Origin of the sequence: Streptosporangium sp. NPDC023963, from assembly GCF_040639135.1 — a bacterium.
Lineage (GTDB): Bacteria > Actinomycetota > Actinomycetes > Streptosporangiales > Streptosporangiaceae > Streptosporangium.
On the sequence record NZ_JBEZZK010000002.1, the window covers coordinates 752,707 to 773,990 of the forward strand.

A 21,284-nucleotide genomic window follows, 5' to 3' on the forward strand; every position below is an offset into this window, starting at 1 on the left:
GCTCTCGTGCACGATTCCAGCACACCAGGGTTCCGCCAAGCGGAACCGGGGTTTGGGCAATGGTCGGATGCACTTCTCGCCTGATCGCGGATTTCGTCGTTGTTACATGGGCGTTTTGCGGATTCCGAGGTTCTCGCACTTTAATGCCACGTTTTCACTTGGCAAGAGCTGTTCTGGCAGGCAGACTGTTGGAAGCTCAGCTCAACGAGGGAAGATCGTGATGACGCACCCTGAAAACACCGACGTGACCTCGCTCATGAAGGCCGCGCAGGACAACCTGTGGATGCACTTCACCCGGCACAGCTCGTACGAGGGCGCCGAGGTGCCGATGATCGTGCGCGGTGAGGGCTCCTACATCTACGACGTGCACGGCAAGCGCTACCTCGACGGTCTCGCCGGCCTCTTCGTGGTCCAGGCGGGTCACGGTCGCAGCGAGCTAGCCGAGGCCGCCGCCAAGCAGGCCCAGGAGCTGGCGTTCTTCCCGCTGTGGTCGTACGCGCACCCCAAGGCCGTCGAGCTGGCCCAGCGTCTCGCCGCCGAGACCCCCGGCGACCTCAACCGCGTCTTCTTCACCACCGGCGGCGGCGAGGCCGTCGAGAGCGCGTGGAAGCTCGCCAAGCAGTACTTCAAGATCACCGGCAGGCCGCTCAAGCACAAGGTCATCAGCCGCCAGATCGCCTACCACGGCACCCCGCAGGGCGCCCTGTCGATCACCGGCATCCCGGCCTTCAAGCAGATGTTCGAGCCGCTGGTCCCGGGTTCCGTCAGGGTGCCCAACACCAACCACTACCGCGCCGACGAGATCACCGGCGTGCCGGGCATGACGCCTGAGCAGTACGGCTACTGGGCCGCCGAGCGCGTCGCCCGCGCCATCGAGATGGAGGGCCCCGACACCGTGGCCGCCGTCTTCGTCGAGCCGGTGCAGAACGCGGGCGGCTGCTTCCCGCCGCCCCCCGGATACTTCAAGCGCCTGCGCGAGATCTGCGACGAGTACGACGTCCTGCTCGTCTCGGACGAGGTCATCTGCGCCTTCGGCCGCCTCGGCACCATGTTCGGCGGGCAGAAGTTCGACTACGTCCCCGACATCATCACCTGCGCCAAGGGCATGACCAGCGGCTACTCGCCGATCGGCGCCATGATCGCCTCCGATCGCCTCTTCGAGCCGTTCAAGAACGGCACCGAGATGTTCGCCCACGGCTACACCTTCGGCGGCCACCCGGTCTCCTCGGCCGTCGCGCTGGCCAACCTCGACCTGTTCGAGCGGGAGGACCTGCTCGGCCACGTCACCCGCAACGAGCCGGTCTTCCGCTCCACCCTGGAGCGCCTGCGCGACCTGCCGATCGTCGGTGACGTGCGCGGCTCCGGCTACTTCTGGGGCATCGAGCTCGTCAAGGACAGGGTCACCAAGGAGACCTTCGACACCGAGGAGTCCGAGCGCCTCATCAGGGGCTTCCTCACCCCCGCCCTCTACGAGGCGGGCCTGTACTGCCGCGCCGACGACCGGGGCGACCCGGTCATCCAGCTCGCTCCGCCGCTCATCTGCGGACCCAAGGAGTTCGACGAGATCGAGTCCATCCTTCGTTCGGTGCTGACGGAGGCATGGAGCCGCCTCTGAGCGCGCACGGCCGCGCCCCATCCGGACCGCCACACGCGGCCCGGACGGGCGCGCCGCACCCGCCGGCGGTCGCGCCGCCCGGGCCCTCCCAGCCCGCCGCGTCCTCGCCGGCGCTCGCCGTCCGGCGTCATGTCCGCCGGAGTGAGACCGCACCGCACCCGCGGAAGCCTCGCTGTGCCACTCCGTCGAAACAACGAAAGGAAATCCCATGAAGATCGGCGTGCCCGCCGAGGTCAAGAACCACGAGTACCGCGTCGCCGCGACCCCGGCGGGCGTGCACGAGCTCGTCCGTCACGGCCACGACGTCTACATCCAGCGCGGCGCGGGCCTCGGCTCGCACCTCACCGACGAGGAGTACCTCTTCGCCGGGGCCAAGATCCTCGACAGCGCCGACGAGGTGTGGGACCAGGCCGAGATGATCCTCAAGGTGAAGGAGCCCATCGCGGAGGAGTACCACCGCATGCGCCCCGGCCAGGTGCTCTTCACCTACCTGCACCTCGCGGCCGGCCGCGAGTGCACCGACGCCCTTCTCGACCGCCAGGTCACCGGCATCGCGTACGAGACCGTCCAGGTCGGCAACACCCTGCCGCTGCTCGCCCCGATGTCCGAGGTCGCGGGCCGGCTCGCCCCGCAGGTCGGCGCCTACAACCTGATGCGCTTCAACGGCGGGCGCGGCGTGCTGCCCGGCGGCGTGCCCGGCGTGGCCCCCGCCAAGGTCGTCGTCATCGGCGCGGGCGTCTCTGGGCTCAACGCCGCGCAGATCGCGGTCGGCATGGGCGCGGACGTCACCGTCCTCGACCTCAACATCGACCGCCTGCGTTTCGTCGACGCCATCTACCAGGGCCGTCTCAAGACCCTCGTCTCGACCTCGTACGCGATCGAGAAGGAGGTCCTGGAGGCCGACCTGGTCATCGGCGCCGTGCTGATCCCCGGGGCCAAGGCCCCGACCCTCGTCTCCAACGAGCTGGTCTCCCGCATGAAGCCGGGCTCCGTGCTCGTCGACATCGCCATCGACCAGGGCGGCTGCTTCGAGGACTCCCGCCCGACCACGCACGCCGAGCCGACCTACCAGGTCCACAACTCGATCTTCTACTGCGTGGCCAACATGCCGGGGTCCGTCGCCAACACCTCCACCTACGCGCTGACCAACGCCACGCTGCCCTACGCGGTCAAGCTGGCCGGCCTCGGCTGGAAGCCCGCGCTCCAGCAGGACGCCTCCCTCGCGCTGGGCCTCAACACCCACGCGGGACGGCTCACCAACAAGCAGGTCGCCGTCGCCCTCGGCCTGCCGTACGTGCCGGTCTCCGAGGTCATCGCCGCCTGAGCCAGGGGTCCGTTCGTCCCGCGCCGGCCGGGCGTGGGACGCGTGGCCCCGCCGGGCCGCGGGGCGGGTTCGCGAGGGGCGCGGCGCCGGTCACGGCCTCGTCCGCGCCTCGTCCGCGTGTCGTCCGCGTGTTGTCCGCGCGTTGTCCGCGCCTCGTTCACGGCGACCAGCCGGAACGCAGGGCGCGTGCGGTGACCAGGACGTGCTCGATCTCCACCGGGGTCGGCCAGGGGGCGCCGCCGGGGCGCAGCAGCGTGGCCCGTACGGACGCCAGGTGCTCGATCGCGCCCGACGGCAGCCCGCTCCGCTCGGTCAGCCACGCCGTGACGTCGGTGTGGTCGCGCAGCGGCCGGGTGACGAGGTCCCAGGTGCCGAGGATCTCGGTCAGGTCGGCGACCCTCAGGGGGGCGCCGCCCCGCCGGGCGACGGCGGCCGCGGCCAGCTCGGCGCGGGCGACGAGCTCGGGCTCGGTGGTCCGGCTCCACGGGGGAGAGGGCGGATCGGACAGCCACCGCTCCGCCTCGCGGGAGAAGCCCGCGGCCGACAGCAGCGCGGCCAGCTCGACCGCGGCCCGGTGGTGTCCCGCCTGTGCCGCCTGGCGGAACCAGTGCTGCCCGCCCTGCAGGTCGCTGTGCTCGGCGATGAGCAGCAGGCCGAAATTGAAGGCCGCCTCCGGGTCGCCCCCCGCCGCGGCCCGGCTGAACCAGTGGCCGGCCCCCCGCGCGTCGCTCATCTCCACGCACACGAACCCGGCCGTCCGCTGGTCGTCGATCCTGCCGGTGCAGGCCGCCCGCTCGAACCAGGCGCGCGCGGTGCGCAGGTCGCCGAGGGACAGCGCGATCCCGCCGAGCTGGGACGCGGCACCGGGGTGCTCGTTTTTGGCGGCCAGCCGGAAGAACGCCTCCGCCCCCTCGGGGTCGCGGTTGGCCTGCAGGAACAGCCCGAGGTGGTAGGCCGCGTCGGCATGGCCGCTCCGGGCGGCCAGCTCCCACCAGCGCAGCGTCTCGTCCTCCTCGCCGGAGGCGTAGGCGAGGAATCCGAGGTCGTGGGCCGAGGCCAGGTCACCGTCCATCGCGGCCCTGCGATGCCACTCCCCGGCCGCCTTCACCTCGCCGCCGTCCTCGCAGAGCAGCGCGAGCCGCCTGGTCGCCGCGCGGGAGCCCGCCTTGGCCGCCGTCTCGAACCACCGCCGGGCGGCGGGGACGTCGCCGTGCTGGTCCAGCAGGAGGATCGCCAGGTTCACCGCGGCCTCGACGTCTCCGGCGTTCGCCGCCAGCTCGTACCAGCGCGCGGCCTCCGTGGGAGTGCCGTGCTTCTCGTGCCAGATCCCCAGGTTGTAGGCGCTGTCGAGGTTTCCCGCGGCGGCCGCGCGCTCCCACCAGTGCCGGGCCGCCGAGCGGTCGCCCCGCTGCGCGAAGTGGCGGCCCAGCAGGTGGGCGGCCTGCACGTCACCGCCGTGCGCGGCGAGCAGCAGCGCGGTCTCGCCGTCCGTGTCGTTCTCGTGCTCGGTGCTCCGGGGAGTGGGTACCAGCCCCGCGGCCGCCTCCGGGTCGTCAGGCCACCACCCCATGTCACCCTCCTCGCCGACGTCGCGCAGCCGACAGGTCACAGGGTGGCACGTAACCGCTCGATCGCGGAGGGTAATCGCGACTTCCGCCCACCGGTCCGCCCGCCGACCCGTCCGCCGATCCTGCCATCGTGCTCGGCCCGGTGGCCCGGTGGCCCGGAGCTCGGATCCCGGCGCTCAGACGAAGCGCACGAACCCCACGTACATGCCCATCGAGCAGACGTAGCGCAGGGAACCCGCCTCGCGCGCGCCCAGCCGCACGGTGGCGGGCAGTGCCACGTCGCGGCCGTCGATCGTGAGCGTCCGGGTGCAGCCGGGGACGCCCTCGAGATGGAAGACGAGGTCGGTGGGAACCCCCGCGCGGGCGGTCACCACGCCCGGCCGGTAGCCGTGACCGGTGGCCCGGACCTCGACCCGCTGGACACCGCCGGCGCGGACGGCCGCGGCGTCGCCCCCCTGATCGTCCGCCGCCCTCCCCGTCCGCCCCGCCGGGGCGCCCGCCGGCCGTGCCGGGCCGTCCGCCGCCATGGCCGGGCCGCCGGACCCGGGGAGCCACCCCCCGAGACTCAGCCCCGAGGAGATCGTCCACAGACCCGCCGCCAGCGCGACGACCCCCGCCAGCGCCGCCAGCCTGGTCGTCGCGGCCCGCCGCAGGACCAGCCCGAGCAGGGCGAACGCGGGAGCCGTCCCCGCCACGAAGCCCGCCATCACCGCGGCCCCGCCCAGCGCCGACCCGCTGGAGACCGCCACCATCTCGGTGCTGAGCGTCACCCCGCACGGCAGCAGGATCGTCGCGGCACCGAGCGCCAGCGCCCTGGGCGCGGGGGCGGCGATCCCGGACAGGCCGCCGCGCCGGGACGTACGCCCGCCCGGCGGGGCGTCCGGGCGGCATCCGTCCTGCGGTTCGCGGCCGAACATGCGGATTCCGAAGAACACGACCGCGATCCCGGCCGCGACGAGCAGCGCGGCCCTGACCTGAGGACCCAGACGCACCGCGGACCCGGCGAGCCCGAGCAGGGCTCCGGCCGCCGTGTGGGAGCCGAGGCGCCCGGCGAGGAACAGCGCGACGACAGCGGGACCCGAAGGACTCGAAGGACCCGAGGGACCCGAGGAACCCGGGGGACCCGCCCCGGTCCCGCCGCGCCCGCCGGAGCCGGCCGGGCGACCGCGGGAGGTGAGCCCGCCGGAGCCGGCCGGGCGGCGGGAGGTGAGCCCGGTGAGCAGGCCGCCCTGCACGGCCGCGCACGAGGCCGTACCCGCGACCAGTCCCGCGGCGAGCCCTCCGGCGAACAGCGCGGCCGGTCCCGCGCTCAGCGGACGCCCCCGGTGACGATCCAGATCCCCACGGACCAAACGTAATCTCGCCTGAGGGTGACCGACGGTGACACTTCCTTACCGAGCGCTCCCGCCGTCCTTACCGGGCGTCCAGGTTTCCGGGCTCCTCACCGGGGGTTCCGGTTTCCGGGTTCCTCGCCGGGCATCCGGCTTTCCGGCGGCCGGGCGCGCCCCGGGGACGTTCCCCGGGGACCACTTCGCGCGGCGGGTCCCGACGGCGGCGGTGCTCACCGGCCGGCGGCGTTCAGGTCGACGAGAACCTGCCTGCCCGGTCCCGACCGGAACCGGAACATGCCCTCGTGCACGTACAGGGTGGGAGCCGCCTTGTCCCCCCGGCGCGTCGGAACCGGGAACAGCAGGCCGGTGCGTCCCGTGGCGACGTCGTGCAGGGAGCTGGCCCCCCTGCCGTCGCGGCTCCTCTGATGGAGCAGGACGAAGCGGCCCGAGTAGAGAAGCCCGTGGGCCGTCCCCGGCAGCCCGTGCCGGTCCGTGCCGTCGCGTCGCCACGCCTCGGCGCCGTTGAGGCACCACGTCACCCCGCAGTCGCTCCAGGACGTCAGCCCCGCCGGAGGGGCCGCGTCCCTGGTCTCGCCGGTGAGCACGTTCTTCAGGAACTCCATCGGGCGAACGGCGGGACGGTCCGACATCATGTCCTGCTCGGGCCGCCCGGCCCACGGCCAGCCGACCAGGTGGAAGCCTCTCGTGCCGTCGACCAGGGACGCCTTCCCGCCCGTCAGCGGGGCCCGGTAGACGCCGCCGCCGTCGAGCGGCGACCAGACGGCCGTGCCGTCGGCGATGGCCAGATCGATCCCGCTGTAAGCGTTGTCGACGAGCACGGCCGTGACCGAGGCGATCCGCCGCGGGACGCCGCCGGTGACCGGCACCGCCCATATCTCCGTCAGACGGTCGCGGAGTGTGGACCACGCCAGGTATCCGTCGCCGAAGACCAGCGGCGCGTTCATCACGTTCGGGTTCTTGAGCGGCGCGATCCGGGTGAACCCTCGCCTGTCGACGTCGTACGACCAGATCCCGTCGAGCCGATTCCTGGTGAGCCCCCGCCCCACCACGACCCGGTCGGTGACGAACACGTCCGGGGTGAACACCCGGCCGCCGGGCCCCGTCGCCGGGATCTCGTGCACCGCGCCCGGCCACACCTGCCTGACCGGCGGTGCGAGAGCGCCGGTGCGAGGCGTCGGCCGCGCCGTCGGAACCGTCGGAACCGGCGGGACCGCCGGGGTGGGCGGCGTGACCGTACGCGTTCCCACGACGGTGGCGGCCACCACGGTCACGATGGCGGCCGCCACCGCGATCGGGGCCCACCACCTGGCGCCGGACGTCCCGCGTGGCGCGGGCAGGGCCCGGGGCCGCCCGTCGTCCCGCACGCTTTCCGCCCTGGCGGCCATCGCGTCCCTGAGCCGGTCCTCGATCTCGGTCATGCCTTGCCTCCCAGTTCGCGTTCGAGCCGCTCCAGGGCCCTGAAGGCGGTGGACCGCACGGTGCTCTCCCTGACGCGCGTCGCCTGGGCGATGTCGGCGTTGGACATGTCGAGGTAGTAACGCAGGACGAGGACCTCGCGCTGCCGCCTGGGCAGCCGGCTGAGCGCGGCCAGCATCTCCTGCCGCGACTCGCCCAGCAGCGCGGCCGTCTCCGCGGAGTCCACCGGCTCGTCCGGCCGTCCCAGCACCGCCCTCGCGGCGACGCCGCGCCTGCGCAGGACCGAGCGCGAGGCGTTCAGCACGCAGACACGGACGTATGTCAGGGGGAGTGTCTCGGGACGCTTGCCGTGCAGCCTGGAGAAGACGTCCTGTACGACGTCCTCCGCCGCCTCCCGGTCGCCGACGAGCAGCACGGCCAGGCGCACCAGGGCGAGCCAGTGCTCGCGGTACAGGCCGGCCAGTACCGCCTCGGCGCCGGACGGCGCGGGGGCGCGGGCGACTGTCTCACCGTTCATGCCCTAAGAACGCGCACCGGCCCCGATCCGCTGCTTAGGACGGGCATGAGTGTTCGCGTGCCCGTCCGACCGGCCGGGGCGCGGGAGGAGGCGTCGCCGCCCGCCGGGGACGCGCGGATCGGCCTGCCGACCGGCCCCTGCTTACGGCGTGGTCCGGGTGTCCGCGAAGATCGAGGTGTCGAGGGTGAAGCCGACCGGCTCGGGGAGGTGGAGGCGCGAGCCCATCTCGACCCGGGTGGAGGTCCGGTATTCCCCCTCCTTGGGGTCGCTGAGGACCGTCACGGTGGCGGGCGCGGCCACGGGGTCGATCAGGAGCATCACGGGGACGCCCCCGGAGGCGTAGATGACGGGCTTGCGGTCGCGGTCGTCGACGACGCTTCCCGGGGACACGATCTCGGCGACCATGAGGAGGCCGGAGGAGAGCAGCTCGCGGGCGCCCCAGCGCGGGCAGTCGGCGGGCGCCAGGACGAAGTCGGGGACGATCGGGTCACGCGGTCCGTCTATGCAGACGTCGACGTTGCCGCTGAAACCGTCCCACTCCTTCTCCTCGATGAGGGGAAGGAGGGCGCGATACAGGCGCATCGCGATTCTGGCGTGCTCGGGGGTGCCCATCGGGCTCACTACCAGTCTCCCGTCGATGATCTCGGTCCGCAGCCCAGGAAGCTGCGGGAGCGCGTCGAAGAGCTCGCGCGCCGTTCCTGGCAGGGGCTGGGACGAGGTCTCGGGGGAGGGGCGCAGCTGGGCATGGCTCCGTCGCGATGTCATGACCATGACGATATGTCCCTTCGTGTTCTGGTGAACACGTTGAGTATCGCAAGTGGGGCGGGCAGACGCGAGCTTTTACCGGCATGTGGGATGTCAGACCCAGCCGGGGCGGACGAGGCCCGACTCGTAGGCGATGACGACCAGCTGGGCGCGGTCGCGGGCGTGGAGTTTCATCATGGTCCGGCTGACGTGGGTCTTGGCGGTGGCGGGGCTCATGAAGAGCTCGCCCGCGATCTCGTCGTTGGTCATGCCGGTGCCGACCAGGGCGAGGACCTCGCGCTCGCGGTCGGTGAGCGGGCCGAGGTCGCGGGTGTGGAGCGGCTCCTTGGCGCGGCTCGCGTACTCGGCGATCAGGCGGCGGGTCACGCCGGGGGAGAGCAGGGCGTCGCCCGCGGCCACCACCCGGACGGCCTGGATGAGCTCGGCCGGTTCGGTGTCCTTGACCAGGAAGCCGCTGGCGCCGCCGCGGAGGGCCTCGAAGACGTACTCGTCCAGCTCGAAGGTCGTCAGGATGATGATCCTCGGCCCGGCGGGCATCTCGCGGGTGGCGGTCAGCCCGTCCATGCCGGGCATGCGGATGTCCATCAGGACCACGTCCGGCCGGTGCTCGGCGACCAGCCGCAGGGCCTGCGCCCCGTCGGCGGCCTCGGCCACCACGGTCATCCCCGGCTGCGCGTCCAGCAGGGCACGGAACCCCGCCCTGACGAGGGCCTGGTCGTCGGCGAGCACGATTCTGATCATCGGGGTTCCTCCGGGATCGGCAGCCGGGCCTCGACGCGGAAGCCCCGGCCGTGGTGCGTGGCGGTCAGCGTCCCCCCCAGGGCCGAGGCCCGCTCCCGCATGCCGGGGACGCCGTTCCCGCTGCCCAGGCTCTCCCCGGGGGTGTCGCCGCCCGAGTCGGTGACCTGGACGGTCAGCGCGCGGGGGGCGTAGCCGAGCATGACCGTGACCGACGCGCCGGGGGCGTGCCTGGTGACGTTGGTGAGGGCCTCCTGCACGATGCGGTACCCGGCCCGGTCGACGCCGGGAGGCAGCGGCCCGGCCTCGCCGACGATCTCCTTGGTGACCGGCAGCCCGCTGCGCTCGATGAGCTCGTCGAGCCGGTCCAGCCCGGCGGTGGGGGAGCGGGGCGCGCCGTCGCGCAGGACGTTGAGCACCGACCGCATCTCGCTCAGCACGTCCTTGGACGCCTGCTTGATCGTGGTGAGCGCGGTCCGGGCCTGCTCGGGATGCTCCTCGATGAGGTGCAGCGCGGTGGACGCCTGGACGTGGATGAGGGAGATGTTGTGCGCGAGCACGTCGTGCAGCTCCTGCGCCATGGTCAGCCGCTCCTCGCTGGCCCGCCGCCGCAGCTCCTCCTCCTCCACCCGCTCGCGCTCGGCCTGCCGCTCCCTCCTGGCCCGCGAGAACTCCGCCACCACCAGGACCAGGCCCATCAGCGCGCCCACCGTGAGGTCGTGGAACCAGCCGGCCGGGCGGACGGGGGCGAGCCAGGACGTGTAGACCACGAGGAACACGTAGGCCAGGCCCCACATCGACCAAGCCGCCCGCCGGTGGCCGCGTGCCACGGCGGTGTGCAGCGCGATGATCGGGCTGAGGAAGACCGGGCCGTAGGGGTGGCCGAGGCCGATGAAGATCGCGGTCGAGCCCACCGCGACCGCCAGGCAGGGCACCGGGTGGCGGCGGCGTACGATCAGGGCCAGGGGCCCGGCCAGCACGAGTGCCCAGCCCAGCGGGTCGAGCGGGACCCTGAGCATGCCGGGGTCGTGGACCTGCCACCACTGCACGCCGCGGGTGGCCGCACCCTGGAAGACCCCCGCGAACAGCGGGAGCAGGAACTCGGCCCAGCGGGGTTTGGCGTGCACGTTCAGCACTGTACGTGCGCCCGCCCGAAGCTCGCGTCCATCTCGTGAGGCATGAGGTACTACATCCCCTGCGGTAGGGAAGGGGCTGACAAGGCTCACGGGCTGAGTCAAGCTGTCTGCGGGAGGTCTCATGATCAATCGTCGATTCGCCACCCCCCTGGCGGGGATCCTGGTGGGAAGTTCCTTACTGCTCGTCCAACCCGCCGCCGCCGCTCCGCAGGCGTCGCAGGTGTGGCCGCAGGCGTCGCAGATGTGGCCGCGGGCGGAGAAGAAGCCTGTCGCGGAGGGGTACGGGGGCGCGGTCTCGACCGTCGACCTCGACGCCAGCGAGGTCGCGCTGGGCGTGCTGCGCGAGGGCGGCAACGCCATGGACGCGGCGGTCGCCGCGGCGGCCACCCTGGGCGTGACCGAGCCCTACTCGGCCGGGCTGGCCGGGGGCGGGTTCGTCGTCTACTACGACGCGCGCCGCAAGAAGATCCACACGATCGACGGCCGGGAGACCGCGCCGAAGGCGATGGGGCCGGCCTCCCTGGAGGGCATCCCCTTCGAGGAGGCCGTGACCAGCGGGCTGTCCGCGGGGGTGCCCGGCAGCGTCGCCCAGTGGGAGCTGGCGCTGCGCAGGTTCGGCACGCTCTCGCTGCGCCAGGCCCTGAAGCCCGCGATCGAGGTCGCCTCCAAGGGTTTCAAGGTCGACCAGACCTTCTACGACCAGACCGCCGCCAACGCCGCCCGTTTCAAGGACTTCACCTCCACCGCCAAGCTCTACCTGCCGGGCGGTGCCCCGCCGCCGGTCGGCTCCACCTTCCGCAACCCCGAGCTGGCCGACACCTACCGCAGGCTCGGAAGGCAGGGCGGCGAGTGGCTCTACGGCGGCTCCCTGGGCGCCGAGGTCGTGGCCACCGTCAAGAAGCCGCCGGTCACCCCGGGCTCCACCCGCAACGTGCGGCCGGGGCTGATGGAACTGCCCGACCTGAAGGCCTACCGGGCGCTCGAACGGCCGCCCACGAAGGTGACGTACAAGGGCATGGACGTGTACGGTATGGCGCCGCCGTCCTCGGGAGGCTCGACGGTCGGCGAGGCGCTCAACATCCTCGAGGCCCTGCCGAAGGTCGGCGAGCACGAGTACCTGGAGGCCTCCAGGCTCTCCTTCGCCGACCGGGGCAAGTACGTCGGCGACATCCCGAACGTCCCGCTCGGGGAGCTGCTGTCCGACGGGTTCGCCAAGGAGCGCGCCTGCCTGATCGGCGAGCGGGCCCTGACGAGCCCGGCCGCGCCGGGCAACCCCGACGGGACGTACGGGCCGTGCGCGCCCGCGCCCTCCGCGGAGGCCGCCCCGTCGGCTCCCGAGGGGCCGGAGACCACGCACCTGGTGGTCACGGACCGGTGGGGCAACGTGGTCGCCTACAACATCACCATCGAGTCGACCGGCGGCAACGGCATCGTCGTGCCCGGCAGGGGCTTCCTGCTCAACAACGAGCTGACCGACTTCACCTTCGGACCGGCTCCGGGCGACCCGAACCTGCCCGCGCCGGGCAAGCGGCCCCGTTCCTCGATGGCGCCGACGATCGTCCTGAAGGACGGCAGGCCGCTGCTCGCGCTGGGTTCCCCCGGCGGCTCGACGATCATCACCACCGTGCTGCAGATCCTGGTCAACCGCTGGGATCTCGGCATGTCGCTCCCCGAGGCGCTCGCGGCGCCCCGGGCCACCCAGCGCAACACCGCCCAGACCCAGGCCGAGCAGGGCTTCATCGACCGCTACGGCGCCGAGCTCACCGCCCGGGGCCACAGCCTCGTGCTGAACCCCGAGATCGGCGCGGCCACGGCGGTCGAGTTCCTGCGGCACGGGAAGCTCCAGGCGGTGGCGGAGCCGACCCGTCGCGGCGGCGGCAGCGCGCTGGTGGTGAGCGGGCGCAGGTAGGGTTCCCGTCCGCCCCGCGGCAAAAACTGCGGCAGGAACCGTGGCAGGAGCCGTGGCGGGCGCGATGACGGTACGAACGGATGCCGACCCCGGCGGCGTGGTCCTGACCGCGCCGCCGGGGCGCCGTCGGGGCCGGTACGAACGTTGACGGCGGGGACGGTGGGAACGCCGGCTGCGGCGGGGCGCAGGGGAGGCGGTCAGGGGATCAGCTCGTACGCCTCGCGTCTCGGCGTCCGGGTGCGTGCCCAGTACTCGAAGGTGAAGCCCGGCCAGAGAGTCCTGTTGACGCCGCGCTCGTCGAGGTACCAGCTGCCGCAGCCGCCCGTGTTCCAGACGCGGCGGTTGAGGCGGTCCTGGAGGCGGTCGTTGTGGGCGCGCTGCGCCTCGGGGCGGACGTCGAGGGCCCTGGCCCTCGTCCTGGACAGCAGGCGCAGGCAGCCCAGGACGTACCGGACCTGCGATTCGATCATGAAGACGACCGAGTTGTGGCCCAGGCCGGTGTTGGGGCCGAGCAGGAGGAACAGGTTCGGGAACCCGGCGACGGTGATGCCGTAGTAGGCCTGTACGCCGTCCTGCCAGGCGTCCTGGATCTTCCTGCCGTTCCTGCCGACGATCCGCCGCTCGTCCAGCGCGGAGGTGACCTTGAAGCCGGTGCCGTAGACGAGCACGTCGACCTCGGTCTCCCTGCCGGTGGAGTCGACGATCGAGCCCTCCCTGATCTCCCGCACCTCGTCGGTGATCACCTCGACGTTGTCCCTGCCCAGCGCCGGGTAGTAGTCGCTGGAGATCAGGACGCGCTTGCAGCCGATCGTGTAGCCCGGGGTGAGCCTGGCGCGCAGCGCCGGGTCGGGGACCTGGTCGGCCAGGTGGCGCAGGGCCAGCTTCCGGTGGGCCCCCATCAGGCGCGGGTCGACGGCGAAGCCCAGCGCCCGGCTCTCCAGCGCCCAGTAGATCGCGGCGCGCAGCGCGCGGGTGGCGCCCGGCAGGCCGAGGAGCCGCCTCGCCCGGGGGGAGAGGGGGAAGTCGGGCTTGGGGTGGATCCAGGGGGGCGTGCGCTGGAAGACGTGCAGGCGGGAGACCTGTCCGGCGATCCGCGGGACGAACTGGACCGCCGACGCGCCGGTGCCGATGACCGCGACCCGCTTCCCGGTCAGGTCCACCGAGTGGTCCCATTCGGCCGAGTGGAAGGACGGGCCCGCGAAGCTCTCGCGGCCGGGGATCGCGGGCAGCGACGGCACGTGCAGCGCGCCGGTGCCCGAGACCACCGCGTTGGTGGTGAAGCTCTCGCCCCCGGCGACGTCCACCCGCCAGCGGCGCGCCGCGTCGTCGTACTCCAGCCCGGCGACCTCCGCGCCGAACCGCAGGTGGGGGCCGAGGCCGTACTTCTCGACGCAGGCCCGCAGGTAGTCACGGATCTCGGCCTGGGGGGAGAACATCCGCGACCAGCCTGGGCCGGGCTCGTACGAGAAGGAGTACAGGTGCGAGGGGACGTCGCAGGCGCAGCCGGGGTAGGTGTTGTCGCGCCAGGTCCCGCCCAGGTCGCCGGCCTTCTCCAGGATGACGAAGTCGTGGTATCCGGCTTCCTTGAGCTTGATCGCCATGCCCAGCCCGGCGAAACCGGAGCCGATGATCGTGATCCCGGGGCGCGTGCTCATCGGGCCTCCTCGCTCCCCTTCGCTCTCCCGGCTCCTCGCCGGTGGCGGCCCTCGGGCGGCGCCGGCCGTCCAGCCGGTTCCGGCCGGTTCCGGCCGTGCGGTGAGAGCGGTCCGTGCTCGTTTCTATTGGACTATTCGTCCAATGTATTGAGCGGGGAGCACGTCGTCCACCCTCGGGGCATGGCGGGTCGTTCCAAACCGCCCGGTCGGTATGTTCTTGTCCCCGGCAGTGCCCGGCCGGTTCGGTATGTTCCCGTCCCGGGAGCGCCTGGCCGTTCGGTAACGCGAAAAGCGCCGAGGGCGATGCCGTCGGCGCTCTGGACCCTCCGGCCGCTAGAGCAGCAGGTACGCGGCCACGGCGACGACGACCAGCACCGCCACCACCACCGCCGCCGTGATCGGCAGGGCGAGCGACCGCTTCTCGGGAGCGGCCTCCGGGTCCTTGCGCTGGGCGAACGCACGGAACGCCTGGGTGTTGCCCGCGGGGTCAATCTGCTGAGGATCAGACATGGGGATGACTTTAGCGATACGGGATACCTTCCAGCACAGATTTGTCCACTTTCACGGGAAGGATGTCCCGGCGCCCGGCCAAGGACGGGTGCTGGGGGCCGGACCGCCGACCGGGGCGGATAGCGTGGTGCCATGCTCCGCATCCTGTTCTCCGCCCGCGTGGTGGTGCTCCACCTGCTCGCGGTCGGAGCCCTCGTCGTGTGCGGGCTGCTGGGCAGGTGGCAGCTCGGTGTCTTCGAGGAGTCCGGCAGGCCCCAGTCGCTGCTCGACCCCGCCCCCGTGGCGGTCGCCACGCTCACCGCGCCCGGAGAGCACCTGACGGCCGACAAGGTCAGCCGCAGGGTGACCGCCGAGGGCACCTTCGACGCCTCGAAGCAGCTCCTGGTGGCCGAGCGCGACGGAGGCCTGTGGCTGCTCGCGCCGCTCGACCTCGGCGACGGCACCTCCATCCCGGTCGTACGCGGCTGGGTGGCCACGGCCGGGGACCCCGCCGTCACGGCACCTTCCGGGGGCAGGGTGACCGTCACCGGGCGCCTGCAGCCCTCGGAGGCCACCGACAGCGTCCAGCGCAGGGTCCGGCAGCTGCCGCCGGGACAGGTGCTGACCGTCTCGTCGGCCGAACTGATCAACGTCTGGCGGGGTACGAGGCTGCGCGACGGGTTCCTGGTCGCCGCCACCCAGTCACCGGCCCCCCAGGTCGCGGCCAGGCCGGTGAGCGTTCCCCCGCCGACCGAGCGGGGCGGGCTCACCTGGCGCAACCTCGCCTACGCCGCCCAGTGGTGGATCTTCGGGCTGTTCGCGGTCTTCATGTGGTGGCACTTCGTCCGCGACGCGCTGCGCGGCCGCACGCGGGAACGCGACTCCGACGCTCCTTCCGCCTCGGGCCCAGGGCCTGACCCCGGCCCTGAGCCCGGCCCTGACCTTGACCCCGGCCCTGGAGCCGCTCTCGGGGATGCCGGTCCCGGGACCGGCGCCGAGTCCAAGATTGCCGCCGAGTCCAAGACCGGCACCGAGTTCGAGTCCGGTCCGGGGACCGAGCCGGAAACCCCCGCCCTCCCAGCCCGCACCGCCCCGTGAACCGAACCCCAAGACCGAGGTAACCGACCGTGGAATCCGCTCTCAAGCCCTTTCGCATCCTGGCCTACATCGTCGGCGTGATGCTGCTCGTCCTGGTCACCTGCATCGTGCTCAGGTACGGCTTCGGCATCGAGCAGCCCTCGAAGATCGTCTCTCCGATCCACGGCTTCCTCTACATGCTCTATCTCGTCGCCACGATGAACCTGGGCATGAAGGCGCGCTGGACGTGGCCGTACATCCTCGGGGTGATGCTCGCGGGCACCGTGCCGCTGCTCTCGTTCGTGTTCGAGCGCAAGGTCACCCGCCGGGTGGAATCGGAGCTCGCCACCGCCGCCGCCTGACCGGACCCAGCCGGACCGGACCTGGCCCGGAGACGCGGGTTCGCGTGGCCGGGCCGGACCGTGGCGCGGTGGGCGGTCAGGTGCCGGGTCAGCGGCCGAGACCCCGGCGACGCGAGCGCTTGAGGCGTTCGCGCTGGGACGGGTCGAGCATCAGGTAGCCGACGACCGGGGCGGCGACGACGCCCAGGAGGATCAGCAGCGTCACGAAACTCGGCAGGAACAGCCACGACAGGAACACCACTGCTCCGGCGCCGATCGCGTACTTCTGGACGGGCGACATCCTCAACATCCTCCGAACGCGGGGCGGACGCCCCGTCTGTAGTTCATTGTGCGTCGCCAGTCCAACGTGTGGACCTACCGAGGTGGTTCCAACCGAGATATATCGTGATTTTGCCTTCGGGTTCCGCTATCGGGCCGGCGCCTTGAGAGTCTCGAGCGCCTTGAACGCCTTGAGTGTCGCCACGCCGCCGGGGTCGGCGTCCGTGCCGACCGGGACCAGGGCCACCTCGTCCACGCCCGCGTCGGCGTACGCGCGCAGGCGCTCGCGGGCCGCGTCCACGCCGCCGATCAGGGCGACCGACTCCAGCAGGCCGTCGGGGACGGCCGCCAGCAGCTCGCGGGGGTGCGGGCGGGTCCTGGCGAACGCGACCACATCCCCGAATCCGGCCTCGGTGAACATCTCGCCGTACCCGGGCGCGGCGAGATATCCCACGACGGCGCGTCGTATCCGGTCGACCGCCTCGCGCCCCGGGTCGACCGCGGCGGTCACCCAGGCCGCCACCCTCGGCACCGGTACCGCCCCGAAGGCCGCGCCCTGCTCCCGCACCGGTACCGCCCCGAAGGCCGCGCCCTGCTCCCGCACCGGTACCGCCCCGAAGGCCGCGTCCTGCCCTTGCCCCTGTGCCGGTGCTGTCCGAACCGCCGCGCGGAGGTCGGCGGTCAGGCGGGCGGCGGAGGCGGGGGTGATCAGGTTGAGCACCATCCGGTCGGCCGTCGCGGCGGTCCGCACGGCGGAGGCGCCGAAGGCGGCCACGGTCAGCTCGGCGCGGGGTGCGGGAAGCCGGAGCCGATAGCCGCGACTCTTCACACATTCACCTGAAAAATCGGACTTGTCACCATCGAGCAGTGGCCTGAGTGCCCGTACCGTCTCCCGCAGTACGGCGGCCGACCGCGCCCGTGACCTGCCGTGCCACTCCTCGACGACGAGCGGGCTCGACGTGCCGACCGCCACGTTCACCGGCCTCCCGACGAGGCCGGCCACCGACGCCACCCCCATCGCGATCATCATGGGGTCCCGTACGGCCACCGCCAGCGGCCCGACGGTGAGCCCGATCCGGCCGGTGGACAGCCCGATCGCGGTGGCCAGCGCGAAGGCGTCGTAGGTGGCCATCTCGCCCACCCACAGCTCGTCGTAGCCCAGCTCGTCGGCGGCCCTCGCGGTCAGCAGGGCCTCCTCGGCCGGCCGGTCCTGCCAGAGTCCCAGGGAGACGCCCAGCCTCACGCGACACGCTCCAGCAGCACGGCGGAACCGCTGCCCGCGGCCCCGCTGACCGCGGCGACGCCGTACCGGGCCCCGCGGCGTTCGAGCTCGTCCGCGCAGGCGGCGATGAGGATGGCCCCGGTGGCGCCGAAGGCGTGGCCCATCGCGATGGTGCCGCCGTTGACGTTGAAGCGGTCCTCGCCGACCTTCAGGTCCCGCTGGAACTTCAGGCACAGCGCGGCGAACGCCTCGGCGAACTCGTAGACCTCGACGTCGTCGGGGGTGAGCCCGGCCCTGGCGACGACCCGCTCGACCGCGAGCTGGCCCGCGGTGAGCATGGTGACCGGGTCGACGGAGGCGGTCGCGGTGCCCACGATCCTGGCCCTGGGCCGCAGGCCGAGCTCCGCGCCGGCCGTCCCGGAACCGACCAGGAGCAGGCCGGTCGCGTCGCACAGGCTGGGCGAGGTGCCCCGGGTGTGCAGGTGGCGCAGCTCGCCGACCTCGGGGCGGTGCCTGCGGACGACGGCGTCCTGGTCGTCCTGGCCGGCGAAGGCGGGTTCCATCGCGGCGAGCGCCTCCAGGGTCACGCCCGGCCGCACGTGCTCGTCGCGCCGCAGGTCGTTGACCGGCACCAGCGAGCGGTCGTGGCGCCCGGCGGCCCACGCCTCGGCGGCCAGGGTCTGGGTGCGCAGGCCGTACGCGTCGAGCTCCTCGCGTTCGAAGCCCTCGACCGTCGCGACCAGGTCCGCCGCGATGCCCATGTGGATCGACCCGACCCGGTCCACCACCGCGGGGTCGGTCCACAGCGGCCCGCCGTCGGAGAACATCGGCACCCGGGAGACCGACTCGACCCCTCCGGCGACGACGGTGCGGCTCTGCCCGGACTGCACGAGCGCGAAGGCCGTGCGGACCGCGTCGATGCCCGAGGTGCAGTAGCGGTTGACGGTCATGCCCGGCGCGTCGAAGCCCGAGGTCAGCGCCGCGGTCCTGGCCAGGTTGCCGCCCTGCTCGGCGTTCTGCGAGGCGCAGCCGACGATCATGTCGTCCGCCCGCTCCACGCCGGTCCGCTCGCGCAGGGCGTCCAGGAGCCTCTCCAGCATGGTCAGCGGCGTCACGTCCGCCAGCCCTCCGCCGGGCCTCGCCTTGCCCCGGGGGGTTCTGACGGTCTCGTAGATGTATGTCGTCACCTGTTCCTGCTCCCGTCGAAGGTCGTGCGCGGGCTTCACGTGGCCGAGCCCCTCAGCTGGTCGGCGCGTACCCAGGTGGCGTGGAAGCCGAGCGGCACCCGCTGGGGCAGGATGATCCGGGCGATCGGCCCGGCGCCCAGGTTCGCCGCGTGCAGGACCTGCACCTCGGAGGTGCCCTCGCGCTCGTCGGTGACGAAGCTGACGAGGTAGCCGTCCTCCTCGTCCGTCGCGCCGTCGCGCGGCGCGAACGGGGCCTCGCTGCCGTAGCGGTGCTCGCCGTAGTGGTACGTCTCCTTGCCGCCCGTCACGTTGTCGTAGCGGACCAGGCCGTCGAAGAGGTTGGTCGCGGCGTCCTTGACCGACACGTTGTAGGCGTAGCGCGAGCGCAGACCCGTCAGCCTGGCGTCCACCGAGGGGAACTCGGTGTTGTGGTCCGGGTCCACGAACCCCTCGGAGGTGCGGCCGGTGCGCAGGTCGAAGCGGTAGCGGTACATCCGCGCGTCGAGCTTGAGGTAGGAGATCATGCGGGCCAGCGGGCTGCCGCTCCCGGCGGGCGCGGGCCGGCCCACCCGGCAGACGTCCAGGACGATCTCCCCGTCCTCCTCCCAGGAGTTGACGACGTGGTAGATGTAGCAGGGTTTGGCCTCGAACCAGCGGATCTCGTGCGCCTGCCCGCGCCGGGGGATGACGCCGAAGCGCGAGGGCAGCTCCCGGTTGAACGTCAGCTTGTAGCGGCCCTGGCGGGCGGCGTCCATGTCCTGGTAGAGCGGCAGGTCCATGAGGATCGCGTGGTTCTCGGTGATCGCCATGTCGTGCGGCAGCCGCGCTCCCGGCAGCTCCAGCTCCACGCAGTGCTCGACCTGCCCGCCCGCGCCGACCACCCCGTAGCGCAGGTAGGGCCTGCGGGGCCCGTAGTCGAACCAGAACAGCTCCCCGGTCCGCTCGTCGACCTTGGGATGGGCCATGAAGTCGCCGGTCAGCGTGTCGAGGAAGGTCTCGACGCCGAGCGTCTCCAGGCTGAGGGGGTCCATGCCGTACGGGGAGCCGCACAGGTACCACGTGGTGAGGACCTGGCCGCGATGGAAGATCACGTCGGTGTTGGCGGAGTCCTTGAGGCCGAGCCCGCGGGTGTTGCCGAACGGGTTGCCCTTCGGGTTCTCCATCACGCCGGTCCACAGGGACCGCCCGGCCGCCGACTCGGCCTCGAACGCCCTGGTCCTGACGTAGCGGTTGCGGTAACGGGCTTCGCCGTTCTCGAAGTGCATCGCGTGCACCATGCCGTCGCCGTCGAACCAGTGGTAGCGCCCCTTCATCGGGAACCGCGCGTTGGGCCCGTTGCGCAGGTAGACGCCGTTGAGGTCCTTCGGGATCTCGCCGATGACCTTGAGGTTCTCGGCCGTGATCTCGTCCTGGACCGGCGCGTAGACGCCCAGCAGGTACGGATTCGGCTCGCCCGACTCGTCCATGACCACCACAGGTTCCGCCATGCCCTGACGCTATGATAAAAGAAGTCAGCCCGTCAATGACCGTTCTCCGCCCACGCGTGGCCGGGAGGGGCACCGAGCCGTCCGGGCGGCGCCGGGTTGGTAGTTTGGCGGTTTCGCCGGGAGTGGGAACGACCGTGCTCGCCGGAAACGGGCACGATCATGCTTGACGACGACGAACATCACCGTGTGCGTCGGAAACGGGTACGGCCCCGCCCGCCGGCGACGAGCACGAGCACGAGCACGACCACGCGACCACGCGACCATCGGGAGGACAGGCTGTGGACGGCACCGAGCGGGAGCCGCGAGCCGAGCTCAGTGCGATCGGGCAGGCGCTGGCGATCCTGGGGGACCGGTGGGTGCTGCTGATCCTGCAGCGGGCGTTCCTGCTGCGGATCAGGACTTTCGCCGGCTGGCGCGACGCGCTGGGCATCTCCGAGTCGGTTCTCGCCGCCAGGCTCAGGGAGCTGGTCGACCACGGCATCTTCGAGCTGTCGGCGTACCGCGACGGCCGCACCCGCTACGAGTACCGGCTGACGGAGCGCGGGCTGCAGCTGTGGGCACTGCTGGTGGCCATCCAGGCGTGGGAACGCGACTGGGTCGATCCGGGACGGCTCCCGCCGCTGCTGCACGAGCAGTGCGGCCAGGATGCCAAACCGTACCTCGGGTGCGGTTCCTGCCTGGAGCCGATGAGCGCACGTGACACCCGGACCGAGCCCGGCCCGCTGGCCACGTTCTCCAGGATCGGCCCGCCGCGGCGGCACCGCCGCACGGTCCGCTCCGACGCCCCGGCCGACCTGATCGGCTACTGCCCGGCGTCGATGGAGATCCTCGGCGACCGGTGGAGCACCAGTGTCCTGGCCGGGGCGTTCCTGGGCATCCGCCGCTTCGTCGACTTCCAGTCCGGTCTCGGCATCGCGCCCTCGGTGCTCACCGACCGGCTGCGCCGCTTCGTCGAGCTGCGCGTCTTCGACGCCCGGCCCGACGGCTCGTACCGGCTCACCGACAAGGGGCTGGCCTTCTTCGAGGTCTTCGCCTTCCTGGTCGACTGGGCCCAGCGCGAGCTCCCCGCCCCCGAGGGCTCGGCCCTGTCGATCACCCACGCGTCCTGCGGCGCCACCTTCCAGCCGGTCCTGCTGTGCCAGGCGTGCGGCCGGCCGCTCCAGCGGCGCGAGGTCCGTTTCGTCCTACCGGGATGACGGCGGTCCGG

General features: G+C 72.4%; 19 protein-coding genes. 6 read left to right on the forward strand and 13 right to left on the reverse strand.

The features are described from left to right. Nucleotides 1–220: 220 nt before the first annotated feature. Nucleotides 221–1,615, forward strand: coding sequence for an aspartate aminotransferase family protein (locus AB0F88_RS09340; RefSeq protein WP_362679489.1), 1,395 nt, complete (start codon nucleotides 221–223; stop codon nucleotides 1,613–1,615). A gap of 208 nt (nucleotides 1,616–1,823) precedes the next feature. Beyond that, nucleotides 1,824–2,939, forward strand: a complete 1,116-nt coding sequence (ald, locus tag AB0F88_RS09345) for an alanine dehydrogenase (protein WP_362679492.1) — start codon at nucleotides 1,824–1,826, stop codon at nucleotides 2,937–2,939. 157 nt (nucleotides 2,940–3,096) lie between these two features. On the opposite strand, the gene AB0F88_RS09350 is transcribed toward ald, so the two are convergent. From AB0F88_RS09350 to AB0F88_RS09380, 7 genes are all read right to left on the reverse strand, one after another. Then, nucleotides 3,097–4,509 carry a tetratricopeptide repeat protein gene (locus tag AB0F88_RS09350; protein WP_362679495.1) on the reverse strand — a complete coding sequence of 471 codons (1,413 nt, stop codon included), beginning with the start codon at nucleotides 4,507–4,509 and terminating at the stop codon, nucleotides 3,097–3,099. A gap of 174 nt (nucleotides 4,510–4,683) precedes the next feature. Continuing rightward, a complete protein-coding gene (locus AB0F88_RS09355; RefSeq protein WP_362679498.1) occupies nucleotides 4,684–5,859 on the reverse strand; it encodes a sulfite exporter TauE/SafE family protein in 1,176 nt (391 codons plus the stop codon). Between the two features lie 209 nt (nucleotides 5,860–6,068). Beyond that, nucleotides 6,069–7,277, reverse strand: coding sequence for a hypothetical protein (locus AB0F88_RS09360; RefSeq protein WP_362679501.1), 1,209 nt, complete (start codon nucleotides 7,275–7,277; stop codon nucleotides 6,069–6,071). Further along, nucleotides 7,274–7,792, reverse strand: a complete 519-nt coding sequence (locus AB0F88_RS09365) for a sigma-70 family RNA polymerase sigma factor (protein ID WP_362679504.1) — start codon at nucleotides 7,790–7,792, stop codon at nucleotides 7,274–7,276. The genes AB0F88_RS09360 and AB0F88_RS09365 overlap by 4 nt, the downstream gene beginning before the upstream one ends. Nucleotides 7,793–7,933: 141 nt before the next feature. Then, the gene (locus AB0F88_RS09370) at nucleotides 7,934–8,557 is read right to left on the reverse strand and encodes a Uma2 family endonuclease (RefSeq protein WP_362679507.1); all 624 of its coding nucleotides are present in this window, start codon (nucleotides 8,555–8,557) and stop codon (nucleotides 7,934–7,936) included. Nucleotides 8,558–8,650: 93 nt separating this feature from the next. Then, complete coding sequence (locus tag AB0F88_RS09375; protein WP_362679510.1) at nucleotides 8,651–9,298, reverse strand: response regulator transcription factor; 648 nt, start codon at nucleotides 9,296–9,298, stop codon at nucleotides 8,651–8,653. Beyond that, nucleotides 9,295–10,422, reverse strand: a complete 1,128-nt coding sequence (locus tag AB0F88_RS09380; RefSeq protein ID WP_362679513.1) for a sensor histidine kinase — start codon at nucleotides 10,420–10,422, stop codon at nucleotides 9,295–9,297. The genes AB0F88_RS09375 and AB0F88_RS09380 overlap by 4 nt, the downstream gene beginning before the upstream one ends. Before the next feature lie 130 nt (nucleotides 10,423–10,552). On the opposite strand from AB0F88_RS09380, the gene AB0F88_RS09385 reads away from it, so the two are divergent. Further along, entirely contained in the window at nucleotides 10,553–12,340 is a 1,788-nt protein-coding gene (locus AB0F88_RS09385) for a gamma-glutamyltransferase family protein (protein WP_362679516.1), read from the forward strand. Between the two features lie 197 nt (nucleotides 12,341–12,537). Here the strand turns inward: AB0F88_RS09385 and AB0F88_RS09390 are convergent, their stop codons facing one another. Beyond that, nucleotides 12,538–13,995: an NAD(P)/FAD-dependent oxidoreductase gene (locus tag AB0F88_RS09390; RefSeq protein ID WP_362679519.1), complete on the reverse strand. Its 1,458-nt coding sequence runs from the start codon at nucleotides 13,993–13,995 to the stop codon at nucleotides 12,538–12,540. Between the two features lie 333 nt (nucleotides 13,996–14,328). Beyond that, the gene (locus tag AB0F88_RS09395; protein WP_329425724.1) at nucleotides 14,329–14,505 is read right to left on the reverse strand and encodes a hypothetical protein; all 177 of its coding nucleotides are present in this window, start codon (nucleotides 14,503–14,505) and stop codon (nucleotides 14,329–14,331) included. Nucleotides 14,506–14,637: 132 nt separating this feature from the next. Here AB0F88_RS09395 and AB0F88_RS09400 point away from each other — a divergent pair, with 132 nt between their 5' ends. Further along, nucleotides 14,638–15,582, forward strand: a complete 945-nt coding sequence (locus AB0F88_RS09400) for an SURF1 family protein (RefSeq protein WP_362679523.1) — start codon at nucleotides 14,638–14,640, stop codon at nucleotides 15,580–15,582. Nucleotides 15,583–15,611: 29 nt separating this feature from the next. Then, nucleotides 15,612–15,923, forward strand: a complete 312-nt coding sequence (locus AB0F88_RS09405) for a DUF3817 domain-containing protein (RefSeq protein ID WP_362679526.1) — start codon at nucleotides 15,612–15,614, stop codon at nucleotides 15,921–15,923. Between the two features lie 88 nt (nucleotides 15,924–16,011). Here AB0F88_RS09405 and AB0F88_RS09410 read toward each other — a convergent pair whose 3' ends face one another. The 4 genes from AB0F88_RS09410 to AB0F88_RS09425 all read right to left on the reverse strand — a co-directional run bounded on the left by AB0F88_RS09410 (nucleotide 16,012) and on the right by AB0F88_RS09425 (nucleotide 20,077). Further along, complete coding sequence (locus tag AB0F88_RS09410; protein WP_362679529.1) at nucleotides 16,012–16,203, reverse strand: hypothetical protein; 192 nt, start codon at nucleotides 16,201–16,203, stop codon at nucleotides 16,012–16,014. 126 nt (nucleotides 16,204–16,329) lie between these two features. Further along, nucleotides 16,330–17,424, reverse strand: a complete 1,095-nt coding sequence (locus AB0F88_RS09415; protein ID WP_362679532.1) for an LLM class F420-dependent oxidoreductase — start codon at nucleotides 17,422–17,424, stop codon at nucleotides 16,330–16,332. After that, nucleotides 17,421–18,590 (reverse strand): acetyl-CoA C-acyltransferase, encoded by a 1,170-nt coding sequence (locus AB0F88_RS09420; protein WP_362679535.1) that lies wholly within the window; start codon nucleotides 18,588–18,590, stop codon nucleotides 17,421–17,423. Before AB0F88_RS09420 ends, AB0F88_RS09415 begins: the two co-directional genes overlap by 4 nt. A 35-nt stretch (nucleotides 18,591–18,625) precedes the next feature. Next, nucleotides 18,626–20,077: a carotenoid oxygenase family protein gene (locus AB0F88_RS09425; RefSeq protein ID WP_362679538.1), complete on the reverse strand. Its 1,452-nt coding sequence runs from the start codon at nucleotides 20,075–20,077 to the stop codon at nucleotides 18,626–18,628. 278 nt (nucleotides 20,078–20,355) lie between these two features. On the opposite strand from AB0F88_RS09425, the gene AB0F88_RS09430 reads away from it, so the two are divergent. Continuing rightward, the gene (locus AB0F88_RS09430) at nucleotides 20,356–21,273 is read left to right on the forward strand and encodes a helix-turn-helix domain-containing protein (protein WP_362679541.1); all 918 of its coding nucleotides are present in this window, start codon (nucleotides 20,356–20,358) and stop codon (nucleotides 21,271–21,273) included. The last annotated feature ends 11 nt before the right edge of the window (nucleotides 21,274–21,284 follow it).